The sequence below is a fragment of the Komagataeibacter sp. NFXK3 genome, assembly GCF_054182245.1.
The window spans coordinates 15,445-27,915 of sequence record NZ_JAPIVJ010000005.1 but is presented as its reverse complement, the minus strand read 5'-3'; the positions used below and the strand labels follow the sequence as shown (position 1 = coordinate 27,915).

Annotated in this window: 11 protein-coding genes; 2 read left to right on the top strand and 9 right to left on the bottom strand. The window is 65.0% G+C overall.

Annotation, left to right across the window (positions count from 1 at the left end; translation table 11 throughout):
* Positions 1-32: 32 nt before the first annotated feature.
* The 3 genes from mbfA to OQZ28_RS06915 form a co-directional block, all read right to left on the bottom strand.
* Positions 33-989 carry an iron exporter MbfA gene (gene mbfA / locus OQZ28_RS06925; RefSeq protein ID WP_458135602.1) on the bottom strand — a complete coding sequence of 319 codons (957 nt, stop codon included), beginning with the start codon at positions 987-989 and terminating at the stop codon, positions 33-35.
* Positions 990-1,136: 147 nt separating this feature from the next.
* The gene (locus tag OQZ28_RS06920; RefSeq protein ID WP_458135601.1) at positions 1,137-2,552 is read right to left on the bottom strand and encodes a glutamate--cysteine ligase; all 1,416 of its coding nucleotides are present in this window, start codon (positions 2,550-2,552) and stop codon (positions 1,137-1,139) included.
* Positions 2,553-2,626: 74 nt separating this feature from the next.
* Positions 2,627-3,367: a 16S rRNA (uracil(1498)-N(3))-methyltransferase gene (locus OQZ28_RS06915; RefSeq protein ID WP_458135600.1), complete on the bottom strand. Its 741-nt coding sequence runs from the start codon at positions 3,365-3,367 to the stop codon at positions 2,627-2,629.
* Between the two features lie 168 nt (positions 3,368-3,535).
* Here OQZ28_RS06915 and ubiA point away from each other — a divergent pair, with 168 nt between their 5' ends.
* Positions 3,536-4,453, top strand: a complete 918-nt coding sequence (ubiA, locus tag OQZ28_RS06910; protein WP_130731005.1) for a 4-hydroxybenzoate octaprenyltransferase — start codon at positions 3,536-3,538, stop codon at positions 4,451-4,453.
* On the opposite strand, the gene OQZ28_RS06905 is transcribed toward ubiA, so the two are convergent.
* Positions 4,443-5,192, bottom strand: a complete 750-nt coding sequence (locus OQZ28_RS06905) for a dienelactone hydrolase family protein (RefSeq protein WP_458135599.1) — start codon at positions 5,190-5,192, stop codon at positions 4,443-4,445. The genes ubiA and OQZ28_RS06905 overlap by 11 nt on opposite strands.
* 204 nt (positions 5,193-5,396) lie before the next feature.
* Between OQZ28_RS06905 and OQZ28_RS06900 the strand changes: the two genes are divergently transcribed.
* Positions 5,397-6,740 carry a GntT/GntP/DsdX family permease gene (locus OQZ28_RS06900; protein ID WP_458135753.1) on the top strand — a complete coding sequence of 448 codons (1,344 nt, stop codon included), beginning with the start codon at positions 5,397-5,399 and terminating at the stop codon, positions 6,738-6,740.
* 6 nt (positions 6,741-6,746) lie between these two features.
* Here OQZ28_RS06900 and OQZ28_RS06895 read toward each other — a convergent pair whose 3' ends face one another.
* From OQZ28_RS06895 to OQZ28_RS06875, 5 genes are all read right to left on the bottom strand, one after another.
* The gene (locus tag OQZ28_RS06895) at positions 6,747-7,592 is read right to left on the bottom strand and encodes a nicotinamidase (protein WP_458135598.1); all 846 of its coding nucleotides are present in this window, start codon (positions 7,590-7,592) and stop codon (positions 6,747-6,749) included.
* Positions 7,593-7,774: 182 nt separating this feature from the next.
* On the bottom strand, positions 7,775-9,202 hold the full coding sequence (gene der / locus OQZ28_RS06890) for a ribosome biogenesis GTPase Der (RefSeq protein WP_458135597.1): 1,428 nt from the start codon (positions 9,200-9,202) through the stop codon (positions 7,775-7,777).
* A gap of 16 nt (positions 9,203-9,218) precedes the next feature.
* Positions 9,219-10,583, bottom strand: coding sequence for an outer membrane protein assembly factor BamB family protein (locus OQZ28_RS06885; protein WP_130731009.1), 1,365 nt, complete (start codon positions 10,581-10,583; stop codon positions 9,219-9,221).
* Positions 10,584-10,623: 40 nt separating this feature from the next.
* Positions 10,624-11,319 carry a hypothetical protein gene (locus OQZ28_RS06880; RefSeq protein WP_458135596.1) on the bottom strand — a complete coding sequence of 232 codons (696 nt, stop codon included), beginning with the start codon at positions 11,317-11,319 and terminating at the stop codon, positions 10,624-10,626.
* A gap of 201 nt (positions 11,320-11,520) precedes the next feature.
* Positions 11,521-12,438: a glycosyltransferase family 9 protein gene (locus OQZ28_RS06875; protein ID WP_458135752.1), complete on the bottom strand. Its 918-nt coding sequence runs from the start codon at positions 12,436-12,438 to the stop codon at positions 11,521-11,523.
* Positions 12,439-12,471 lie beyond the last annotated feature (33 nt).

The following is a 12,471-nucleotide window of genomic DNA, read 5'->3' as shown; positions in this document are numbered from 1 at the left end:
GCAATATCAAGCCAGCCCTCCGGCACGTGAGCCTACGAGCTGCCAATCAGCACGCCCGCCACGAACACCAGCAGCCCGCCGATGACAATCTGCACGATGGCCGAGCCAAACGGCGTGTCCTGATAGCGCCAGCGTATCCATGAAATGGCGAACAGTTCGATCACCACCACGATGATCGCGGCAATCATGGCCGCCGAGAAATCATCGATCAGGAACGGCAGGGTATGCCCGATGCCACCCGCCGTGGTCATGAGCCCGCACACCAGCCCGCGCAGCAATGGCGCGCCCCGGCCTGAAAGCTTGCCATCATCGGACAGGGCCTCGGCAAATCCCATGGAAATCCCCGCCCCCACCGAGGCCGCCATGCCGACGAGGAAGGCATTCCAGGACTGGTGCGTGGCGAAGGCCGCGGCAAAGACCGGCGCAAGTGTCGAGACCGAGCCATCCATCAACCCCACAAGGCCGGGCTGGATGATCTGGAGCACAAAGCGGCGGCGGGCATCCTCATCCTCGCTTTCGCGCTTGCTGGTGGGCAGGCGGTCGAGGGTAATGGCGTTGGCGGCCTGCTCGTGCTGGTCCTCGGCATGGGCAAGGTCACCGAGCAGCCTGCGGGTTGCCGCATCGGTGGTGCGCAGGGCGGCCTGGCGGTAGAATCGCGCCGCATCCATTTCCATCTGCCGTGCATGGGCGCGCACGGCCTCGATGCCCTGCGTCTGCACCTGCCAGGCGGGCTTGCGCACCATGAAATCGGCAATATCGGTCCTGCGGATCAGCGGGATATGCGGGCCGAAACGGCTGACATACAGGTCGATCAGGTCGCGGCGGTGCTCGTCCTCCTCCATCGACATGTCGGTAAAGATCTTGGACGTGTCGGGGTATTTCTCGCGCAGGGTATAGGCAAAATCGGAGTAGATGCGCCCGTCTTCCTCCTCGTTGGAGATGGCAAGCGCGAGGATTTCCTGATCGGACAGGGAAGAGAATTTACGCATCGCCCAGTCTATGCATAAATTCTCTTAATGGCTCAAGAATATTGTAAAGTTACAAATAATTCTCAATTGAAATATCCAAGTAAAACGATCGAAAATGATTATGCTTCTCGGTTACGTTTCTTGGTGAACATATCCCCTGCCCGCCGCTCACACCACGGCGGCTTCGGTAAAGACATGGGTCACGTCGCCCTGCCAGCGGCCATGATAGGCGGCAAGAAAGGCCTCGGCCTGCGTGGGGGCGCCCGCGGCAATTTCATGCAGGGGGGCGAGGTAACGGGTCTCGTCCTGCCCATTGCCATCACGCAGGGCGCGGGCGCGCAGGCCGTCAGTGGCAAGGGCGATCATGCGGGCGGCAAGCGGGCGCAGCGTGCCCTGCCCCCACGGCGCATCCAGCCCCAGGCGCGGCACGGCGGCGCGCAGGGCGAGGTAATCGTCCCACCCATGTTCGCACACCAGCTTTTCGGCGGCATGCAGGGTGGCGTCATCATAGAGCAGCCCGGTCCACAGTGCGGACTGGGCCAGCATCATGGCGGGTGAGCCTGCATCGGCGCCGCGCATTTCAAGGAACTGCTTGAGCCGCACATCGGGGAAGGCCGTGGTCAGGTGGTCCTCGAAATCGCCAATGGTGGGGCGCTCGCCCTCCAGCCCCGGCGGGCAGCGCCCGTCAAGCCAGTCACGGAAGGAATGGCCCGCCACATTGATCATGCGCTCGCCCCGTGTGACGAAATACATCGGCACATCAAGCAGCCACTGCACATAGACCGCAAAGCTGAAGCCATCTTCAAGGAACTGGCGCGGCATGCCCGCGCGCGCATTGTCGGTATCGGTCCAGACACGGGCACGGTTGGACAGGAAGCCATTGGGGCGACCTTCATAGAACGGCGAGCTGGCGAACAGCGCGGTCGCTACCGGCTGCAACGCCAGCGAGACCCGCATCTTGCGCGCCATGTCGGCCTCCGAGCCGAAATCGAGATTCACCTGCACGGTGCAGGTGCGCAGCATCATGTCCAGCCCCAGCGTGCCCACGCGCGGCATGTAGTCACGCATGATGGCGTAGCGGCTCTTGGGCATCCACGGAATGTCGGCGCGCCTGGCCATGGGGTGAAAGCCCAGCGGGGCGAAGCCCAGCCCCAACTCGGTGCAGGTCGGACGGATGGATTCAAAATGGTGCGCCATCTCGGCTGCCGTATCATGCAGCGAGACGAGCGGGGCGCCGGAGAGTTCAAACTGGCCACCCGGCTCGAGCGAGATGGAACTGCCCCTGGCCTCCGCCTGCCCCTTGAGGCCGATCAGCGCGCCCTGGTCAATAATGTCCTGCCACTGCGTGCCACCGTCTTCGGCTGAAAGCGCGCGCAGCAGGGCCTCGATTCCGCGCGGGGCGTAGGGGGGAGCGGACCATGCCGGCCGGCCGGGGCCTGCGGCGGCGGGTTTTACAAAACCGAATTTCTCATGTTCCGTGCCAATCCGCCACTGCGCCCGCGGGCGCGCGCCCGCCGCAAGCAGGGCGACCATCTGGTCAAGGGATTCGATTACGTTTGTATTATGCGCGCCGGGATTCGACATGGCGGGGGCAATATCCTCATGACAGTCAGGGCAAGGCTGGGCCGGAGACAGGCCGAAGGGAAGCGGGATTGTCGTTACGAAGTCTTATCACATAAGGCCTTGAGGCCCGACCCGACAAGAGCCAGCGCCGCCGCCGCCGCCGTATCCGCCCGCAGCACCAGCGCGCCAAGCGAGAGCGGCCGCACGAAAGCCTGCCTGCACAGCATCTCGTGCTCACGGGGCGAAAATCCGCCCTCCGGGCCAATCAGCACGCCATCGCCCGCATGCGGCGCGGACGCGGGCGCCCCCTGCGGCCTGCGCTCAAGGGCTGCGAACAGGGACGTATCATCAGGCCATTGCGACAGCACCGTGGTCAGCGGCGCCAGCGGGTCGATGGCGGGCACGTCAAGGCGCTCGCACTGCTCGGCGGCCTCGATGGCGATACTGTTCAGGCGATCGGCATTGATGCGGTGGGTATTGGTGCGCTCGGTCACCACGGGGCGAAACCGCGTGACCCCGAGTTCCGTGCCCATGCGGATGACCGTCTCGGTCGCATCACGCTTGAGGGGCGCGAAGACGAGGCACAGCCCCTGCGTGGCGGCGGGCGCGCGGGTCTGGTCCACCAGGCGGATGCGGCAGCGGTCACGGCGCAGGTGGTCGATCACGCCCTGCCACGCGCCATCACGCGCATTGAAGACCTCGACCACTGCCCCGGCCTGCTGGCGCATGACCGTGCCCAGGTAATGGGCCTGCCCCGGTTCCAGATCGAACACGACGTCGACCGCCATGGGGGCGATATGGGCGGGTGATATGAACAGGCGCGGACAATCCCTCATGCCGGATGATAACCTTTCAGCGCAGGACAGGATACACGATACCGGGGCCGGTCTTGACCCCACGGGGCCTTCCGGCCCATCTGTGTGGCCATTAGCAGCCATGGGGCGCGCCGTCATCGGCAAACGCGGCCCCACCGGCGGCAGGCACAAGCGGCAAGGAGTTATAGCGTGGACCAGCCCGTACCCCATACGGACATCAGGGTGGATGGCTGGATCGGCCGCCTGCCGCCCCGCCTGCGCCCTTATGCCCTGCTGATGCGGCTCGACCGGCCAATTGGCACGTGGCTCCTGTTCCTGCCCGGCGTATGGGGCATCATGCTGCCGGACCATGTACCTGCCAGACAGCGACTTTTCCTGGTCGTGCTGTTCGGCATTGGCAGCGTGGTCATGCGCGGCGCGGGCTGCGTGGTCAATGACATGTGGGACCGCGACATCGACCGCCAGGTGGCGCGCACGGCAGGCAGGCCGCTGGCCTCGGGCGCCCTGTCCATGCGCGAGGCGGCGCTGTTCCTCGCAGCCCTGCTGCTCATCGGCTTCAACATCCTCATGAACCTCAACGGGCTTTCACAGATCCTGGGTGCGTCCTCGCTCATTCTGGTGGGGCTGTACCCGCTGGCCAAGCGGGTTACGTGGTGGCCGCAGCTTGTCATGGGCTTTACCTTCGGCTTTGGCGCGCCGCTGGGCTATGCGGCGGCGGCCAACCATATCGATGCGGCTCTGGGCACGCTCTATGCCGCCACCATCATGTGGCAGCTCGGCTTCGATACGATCTACGGCTTTCAGGACATGGAGGACGATGCCCGCATTGGCGTGCGCTCCACCTCCCGCCTCATGGCGGGGCATGCGCGGCTGTTCGTGGGCGCGTGCTATGGGCTGACCCTGGCGGGGCTGGCCGGAGCAGGCTACCTGGCCCATGTGGGGCCGGGATTCTGGCCGGCGCTGGCGCTGCCCGCGGCCCTGCTGGCCTGGCAGGTGTGGCGGCTGGACGAGCGCAGCCCCGCCACCTGCCTGCGGCTGTTCCGCTTCAACCGCGAAACCGGGCTTGCCATCGCCCTGGCCGTTCTGGCGGGAACGCTTACGCGCTGACGTGCAGCGTGCGGGCCAGGAAGTCATGCGCCATGCCCATGCACTGAAGGAACAGGGCGGCATCAAAGCGATGCCCCTCATCGCGCAAAAAGGCATGCTGGGCGTTGAACTCATGCCACTCGTAGCATGTGCCCGCCTTTTCCATCGCGGCACGGATCATCTGCCGCCCTTCAAAGGGCACATGCGGGTCCTGCCGCCCCCATACCATCAGCGCCTCGCCACGCATCTCGCCCACGCGGGCCAGCGTATCATCGCACCTGCCCTGCCCCAGCGTGGCGGAATGGATATCGGTGGCATAGAAACACACCGCCGCGCGCACCCGCGGGTCAAGGGCTGCGCGAAACGCCAGGTGCCCGCCAAGGCACACGCCCATGGTGGCAAGGCTTTCGGTGCAGTGCGGGTTGGCGGCCAGCCAGTCCAGTGCCGCGCAGGCATCATGGTCGTAACCCGCGACCGGCTTTTCGAATTTGAGGAAATTGCCGCGATCCGTGCCCGGTTTGTCATAGGCCAGCACGGTGCCCGCCGGTTCATATTCATGATAGACCTCGGGCACGGCCACGACGTAACCCTGCCCCGCCATCATGGCGGCCAGCCTGCGAATGGGGGCCGTAACCTGATAGATTTCGGAAAACAGCACGATTCCGGGAAAGCGCCCTGCAATGGCAGGGCGGAAAACATGCATCCGCATCATGCCTGAAGGCGTTGGGATGTCTGCCGTCTCGTCGGAATGGATAATCATGATGACGCTCCTGCCAGTGGTGCAAAAGGCCACGATAGCAGCATGCGGGCGGCCAACCGAGAGGGGGCGGGTCGATCATGCCTGTAATATCAAGTCGTAAATTGATTGTTATTTGTTCATATATTGCGCAAAAAGCACTTCAAACATTGACTTTCCGTCCCCGCCCCGGCCTGTATGGGGCATGAATCCGTTACAGAAATCATGATGTCATCCCTGTTTGCCCTCTCGCTCGCCATCTGCGCCATCGTGTCCGTCGTGGTGCTGATCGCACGCTTCCGGATCAATCCGTTCATCGTGCTGTTCGCGGTCTCGCTGGCGCTGGCGCTGTGCGCGGGCATGCCGCCGCAAAAGGCCATCGCCTCGTTCGAGGCCGGTGCGGGGCGGGTACTGGGGCATGTGGCCACCGTTATCGCGCTGGGCACCATGCTGGGCAAGATGCTGGCGGAGTCAGGGGGGGCCGACCGCATCGCCCTGACCATTACCCGCCTTGCGGGCGAGAAGCGTGTCAGCTGGGCGATGATGGTGATCGGGCTGCTGGTGGGGCTGCCGGTTTTCTTTGAAGTCGGATTCGTGCTGCTGATCCCGCTGGCGTTTACGCTGGCGCGGCGCACCAATACGCCGCTTCTGCGCGTGGCCCTGCCCATGGGGGCAGCCCTTTCCGTCACGCACGCCATGATCCCGCCGCATCCGGCAACACTGCTCGCCCTTACGGCCTATCATGCCGATATCGGGCGCACGATCCTGTGGGGCATCGTGATCGGCACCCCTGCCGCGGCTTTGGCCGGGCCGGTCTATGCCCGCTTCATTGCCGGGCGCATCGGCCCCGTGCTGCCTTCCGCGCTGGAGGCGCAGTTCGTCAACCACGAAGTGCCGGCCAGCATGCCCGGCTTTGGCATTACGGTCCTGACCATTCTCTCGCCCGTCGTGCTGATGCTGGTGGGCTCGGTGGCGGATGCAGTGGCCAGCCCGCACACACCGCTGAACAACGCGCTGCACTTCATCGGCAATACGGATATTGCGCTGGCGCTGGCGACCCTGCTGTCCTTTCAGGTCTTTGGCACCGCGCGTGGCTTCAGCCGCGAGACGATTCTCAAATTCACCAATGACTGCCTGGCTCCCACGGCGCTGATCATGCTGCTGGTGGGTGCAGGCGGCGGATTCGGGCAGGAACTGGTCGATAGCGGCGTTTCAACCGCCATTACCGACCTTGCGGTGGGTGCCCATGTGCCGCTGCTGGTGTTGGCCTGGCTGCTGGCGGTGGTGGTGCGGGTAGCCACGGGTTCGGCCACCGTGGCCATGAGCACGGCGGCGGGCATCGTGGGGCCGATTCTGGTGCACACGCATGGCGCCTCGCCCGAACTGATGGTGATCGTGACCGGCGCGGGCTCGGTGGCGCTGGGGCCGCTGAATGATGCGGGCTTCTGGCAGATCAAGGAATATCTTGGCCTGTCGGTGGGCCAGACCATAAAGACATGGTCGGTGATCGAGACCCTGATTGCCGTGCTGGGGCTGGTCTTTGCGCTGCTGCTGTCGCTGGTGGTGGGGTAGGAGTCATCAGACGTATCTGATCCGGTTGATGATGGCGCGGATGGCATCGCGGTCCAGTTCGAATTCCGGCCCGGCATCCATCACCGCCAGTTCCATCAGGGCCTCCGATAATGCCCTGAAGCGGAGGCGGTCATGGCTGTTGTCCATCTCCAGCGGCTTATCAGCGATGGCCTGCACAAATGATTTCCGGTCGAGAAGGGATTCCAGCACGCTGGCTATCTGCCGGGGCGTCAGGCCCCTGTTCATCAGGGCCAGTACATCCACCGCGTGGGCAGTCCCGATACCCTCACTGACGAACGCCGCCTCCATCGCAGCGACAGACTCCGCCACGCTGCGACATGCATCGGTCAGGACCACCGTGGGGAACCCTGCCATGGCCGCATCACGTGCCGTGGCCGCCACGCAGTAATCCAGCGCCACGCCTGCCACGAACACCCGGGTGATTTCCCTGCCCCGCAGCAGTCCGTCAAGCCCGGTGCGGCTGGCGCGGGCATTGTCCTCAAAGGCGGAATAGCTGTCGATATCGGGGCGCATGCCCTTGCGCAGCACCACGCCGATATGGGCCTGCGCCAGATCGGGCACGAGTTCCGCCCCTTTCGTGCCCGCCACGCAATGCACCGGCCACGGGCCGCCCTGCATGGCGAAGGAGACATGACCTGGCGGGTGCCAGTCCTGCGTTGCGGCAATCAGGCCAAAGGGCAGTTCGCACAGCCGGTTGATGAGCGGCACGATGCCATCCGCCCCCGCCACGCCCAGCGGGCCGCCGGGCATGAAATCGACCTGCATGTCGATAACCAGCAGCGCATCGGAAGGGGTGATGAACAGGGTCCCTGAATGCCCGTCCGCCGCCATGCTACCCCCTGCCGAGAGATGTTTTTTAAATAAGAAGCTTTTTGGAAACGAGCTTCACCAAAAACTTTTATCTGGCAACCGAGAGCAATTCCACTGAACTCTGGCTCAGTGGAATTGCTCTAGCTCATTGTTTATCGAGCCTCTTCACCAGTTCGAATGTGTCCATTCAAACTGGATTGGCTCTAGCCCTTGGCGTACGGATTGCTCGAGGCGCGCAGCAGCAGCCTTATGGGCGTGCCGGGCAGGTCAAAGGTCTCGCGCATGCCGTTGACCAGATAGCGCTGGTAATCCTCGGGCAACTGGTCGGTGCGGGTGCCGAACAGGATGAAGGTGGGCGGGCGCGCCTTGGCTTGCGTGATGTAGCGCAGCTTGAGCCTGCGGCCATCGACGAGCGGCGGCGGATGGCGCTCGACCATCATCTCGAACCAGCGGTTGAGCGCGCCGGTGGGCACGCGGCGGTTCCATACATCATAGGCGCGGCGCACGGTGGGCAGCAGGCGGTTGATTCCCGCCCCGGTCATGGCCGAGAACGACACGACGGGAATGCCACGCATCTGCGCAAGCGAGGTCTCGATCCGGTCCTTGATGGCCTGCCGGGTAGCCGCCCGGTCCTCCACCGCATCCCACTTGTTCAGCGCCAGCACGCAGCACCGGCCCTCACGCTCGATCAGGCGGGCGATCTGCAGGTCCTGCTCATGCACGCCCAGCGTTGCATCAAGCACCAGGATCACGACCTCCGCCATCTTCAGCGCCTCGATGGAGGCGGAGACGGACATCTTCTCCAGCGTCTCGTCAATCCGGGCCTTGCGGCGCAGGCCGGCCGTGTCAACGAGCTGGATCGGGCCTTCGTCGTCATGCAGCATGACGGCAATGGAATCGCGCGTCAGCCCCGGTTCGGGGCCGGTGATCATCCGCTCCTCGCCCAGCAGGCGGTTGAGCAGCGTGGACTTGCCCGCATTGGGGCGGCCCACAATGGCAAGGCGCAGCGGGCCGGGCGGGCGCACATCCTCTTCCTCGCCCTCGGCCTGCGCATCCTCGCGCCGGGAGCGGCGGGTAACTTTTTTCACCGGCGGCAGGTCGGTAGGTGGCAGGCGGTCCACGATCTCGCTCATGAGATCGGCCACGCCCTCCCCATGTTCGGCCGACATGGCCAGCGGCGTGCCAAGCCCCAGCGAGAACGCCTCCATGGCGGCGGCGGCGCCCTGCCGCCCCTCCGCCTTGTTGGCAACCAGCAGCACCGGGCGGCCCTGGCGGCGCAGCCAGTTGGCAAAATGCTCATCGGCAGGCGTAATGCCGCTGCGCGCGTCAATGCAGAACAGCACGAGATCGGCCTCGGCCACGGCGGATTCAGATGAAGCCCGCATGCGGCCGTACAGCGTATCGGGCGCAGCCTCCTCCAGCCCGGCCGTGTCGATGATGCGAATGGCCCGGCCGCGCACGGTGGCCTGGCCTTCCTTGCGGTCGCGGGTGACGCCGGGGGTATCGGCCACGAGCGCCTGCCTGCGGCCAACCAGCCGGTTGAAAATGGTCGACTTGCCGACATTCGGCCTGCCCGCGATCACGACAACCGGCAGCGCATCCACTGGCGCGGATGGAAAAGATGAACTCACTGCGGCAACTTTCTTTTTAGGTATAGGCTATAAGGTAGCCGTTATTATCCATGAGCAACAGCGTATTATCGACCACGATCGGTGCTGTCGTCACCTCGGCTGGCAGTTCGTGCAGGGAGTCGATATGCCCCTGCGCGGGGTCGATGATGACAACGCCGTTCTGCTTGAAGTTCGATATGAACACCAGCTTGCCGCCTGCCAGAATCGGGCCGTTCCACACGATGCCACGCTTCTGCTTGTCGGAATTCTCATACTGCCGCAACTGCGTGATCCAGCGCACATGGCCTGAAAGCCGGTCAAGGCAGGCCACCTGCTGGTCCATGGAGATGAGGAAGATCCAGTCCCCGATCACCAGCGGCGTGTTCTGCCCCGAAATACCGCGCTCCCACAGCCTGCGGCCCGAGCGCATGTCGATGGCGACAAGAACGGCGCCGGTGCTGATGGCATAGGCCGTGCCATCGGCAATGACCGGCATGCCATGCACGCACGAGAAATCGATCAGCGCCTGCTGGCCATTGGTGCTGCCCAGGGTATCGGCCCAGACCACCTCGCCGCCTTCGGCACGCAGCGCCACGAGATCGCCCGAACCAAAGCCCGCCAGCACCACGCCATCGGCCACGGCGGGCGCGGGCTGGCCGTAAATGACGGTATCGGCGGCTGTGGCGGCATAGGTCCACAGCACGTTGCCGTTTTCCGCATCGAGGCAGTACAGGTGTTCGTCAATCGTGCCAAAGAACAGCCGCCCATCGGCGATGGTGGGCGCGGAGCGGCCCGGCGCCTGGATGTTGACGCGCCATTTCAGCTTGCCATTGGTCGCATCGACCGCAAGCGCCTGCCCGATGCCATCGACGATGTACAGCGTGCCCTTGTCCACGCTGATGCCGCCGCCGAGATTGTTTGACTTCATCTTGCGCGGCTTGGGATTGTATTCCCACAGCTTGTGCATGCCGGGCCAGCGATAGGCACGGATCACGCCCTGTGCGTCAGCAACGAAGATCCGGCCATCCTGCACGACCGGCGTGGCCTGGATGATGCCGCGCCCGCTATCGCCAAGCGCCACGTAGAACAGCCATTCCGGCTCGGAATTGCCCGCGCCGATATCATGCGTCCATTCATGGCGCATCTGCCCCGCCCAGGCGATATCGCGGCCCCCGTGGTCGGGGGTGATGCCCGATTGCGGCCATGCGTTCAGCGCCGTGGGGGCGGGAATGGTCACGGCCTGCGTTTCCTCGGGGTCAACCGTCAGGCCTGCGGCGGTGTGCAGCACGTCAGAACGGTGACCGATCAGCAACGGGGCTTTTTTCTGCTCGCCGGAACAGGCGGCCAGCAGTGCCGCCCCCGTGCCCAGCAACACATGGCGGCGGCTCAGGGCTGATTTCATGGTCTTCCTGTCGGTCGGCGTGGGGGATGCAGGGTCAGGACTAGCCACCAGCGTCGCCCCCCAGCGTCTGGAGCATGGCCTCGGCGCGGCTGCGCACGCCATCGGCAATGGTCATGTCCATGGCAAGGCGCTCGAATTTGGCGCGTGCCTCGGCAGGCTTGCCCACCCTCAGGTCAAGCAGGGCCTCGGCCTCGATGGCCTGGCCACGCCAGGGCTGGCCCGCGCCATCAATGACCGCAAGGCGCGACCGCAGGGTGGCGGGGTCGCCGCCGTCAATCTGGTGCTGTACCCACAGCAGGCTGGCCAGGGAGGCAATGGTGGGGTCAACCGCGTGTTCCTGGCTCACGCCATCCCACAGGGCCAGGGCGGCAGGCAGTTTGCCATCCGTGGCCAGCAGGGCCGCGCGCTCCATGCGCTCGAGCACGCGCAGCGGCGGGCGGGCCTGCGCATCAAGCGCTTCGAGTTCCTGCAGGCCCTTTTTCTGCCGTGCGGTCAGGCCGGCATCGGTGCCCGCGGCATCGGGCGCACGGGCGGCATCCTGCATGGCGGTGAAATAGGCGGCCGAGACGGAGGCATCCGCCTTGTGTGCGCGAGAGACGGAATACTGCCACCCGCCCGCGCCAATGCACACGGCCGCCACCACGACACCGGCAACGACAAGATAGCGCCGCGCCAGTGCCCGGATGCGTTCGGCACGGATTTCCTCATCGACTTCCATGAAGATGTCGTCAGCCACGTTCGTGTCGTTCCCTGCTCGCTTGCGTGGCGCATCGCACCTTACGCGTGGTGATTTCCGGGCCAGCATATCCGGCCCGGCGCGGCACGGCAAACCACCCAGCCAGTGCCACGGCCCATTTCTGCCTGTTCGATCACATAGACCGGCCTGTTTTGCACCGCCAGCGATAAGCGGGCGGAAAATGCAAAAAATCGGGTTTTTTCACCGTTTCGCATGGCTCCAGTCGCGCAGGAGCCCCTGCGCGGTCAGGACCACCTGCTTCACGCTCAGCCCCTCCATCGGTGCATTGCCCACCGGGCCGGGTGCCATGGCCACCCGCCCCCACGGGCCTGCGGGCGCGTATTCCATTGCCTTGCTGCGGCCAAACAGGCCCAGCGTGGGAATCCGGCTGGCCGCAGCCAGATGCATGAGCCCCGAATCATTGCCAATGAACAGCGTGCAGCGCGCGAGCAGGGCCGCGACCTGCGTCACCGTCAAGCTGCCCCCCGTGTCCAGCGCATCGGGCAGATGTTCGATCACCGGCAGGGCACGGGCGCGCTCCGCCTCACCGGGGCCATACAGGATGACCGGCCGCAGGCGCGGATCATCAGCCTGCAGGGCCTTGAATACTGCAACAAACCGCTCGGGCGGCCAGATCTTGCCATCCCAATTGGCGGTGGGGCCAAGGGCGAGCCAGCGCGTGCCATCATCGGGCAGCATGCGCGCGGCCTCCGTGCGCTCGGCGGCACTGGTCCACGTAACTGGCAGGGGTGCGGGATCAAGTTCCAGCAGGTTGCCGATATGCGTGATCCGCGGCCCCCTGCGGCGGCCGCCCTGCATCACGTGCCGCTCGCCCACGCGCAGGAAATAGCTCACGACCGAGCTGCGCAGGTCCACGCACAGATCCCATTTGCGCCCCCGACACTGCCGCCACAGATCGACCCAGTGCATGTTGCGCGGGCGCTTGACCATCTCGATCGTGCGCACGCGGCGCGGCATGTGCGCGAACAGCCCGGCCGCCACCGGCCCGCATGCGATGGTGAAATCGGCCTCGGGGTAACGCCTTAGCAGCGTATCGAGCAGCCCGGTGGAGAGAATGGCATCACCCAGCCGGGTGGATGTGATGAACAGGATGTGCATTTTTTCGGTGCTAGTCAGGTTTTGCGTGCGTGC

Excerpts from the sequence above, each read along its gene's own strand:
- mbfA (WP_458135602.1), bottom strand. The coding sequence starts at position 989 with ATGCGTAAATTCTCTTCCCTGTCCGATCAGGAAATCCTCGCGCTTGCC.
- OQZ28_RS06920 (WP_458135601.1), bottom strand. The coding sequence starts at position 2,552 with ATGTCGAATCCCGGCGCGCATAATACAAACGTAATCGAATCCCTTGAC.
- OQZ28_RS06915 (WP_458135600.1), bottom strand. The coding sequence starts at position 3,367 with ATGAGGGATTGTCCGCGCCTGTTCATATCACCCGCCCATATCGCCCCC.
- OQZ28_RS06905 (WP_458135599.1), bottom strand. The coding sequence starts at position 5,192 with ATGATTATCCATTCCGACGAGACGGCAGACATCCCAACGCCTTCAGGC.
- OQZ28_RS06900 (WP_458135753.1), top strand. The coding sequence starts at position 5,397 with ATGTCATCCCTGTTTGCCCTCTCGCTCGCCATCTGCGCCATCGTGTCC.
- OQZ28_RS06895 (WP_458135598.1), bottom strand. The coding sequence starts at position 7,592 with ATGGCGGCGGACGGGCATTCAGGGACCCTGTTCATCACCCCTTCCGAT.
- OQZ28_RS06885 (WP_130731009.1), bottom strand. The coding sequence starts at position 10,583 with ATGAAATCAGCCCTGAGCCGCCGCCATGTGTTGCTGGGCACGGGGGCG.
- OQZ28_RS06875 (WP_458135752.1), bottom strand. The coding sequence starts at position 12,438 with ATGCACATCCTGTTCATCACATCCACCCGGCTGGGTGATGCCATTCTC.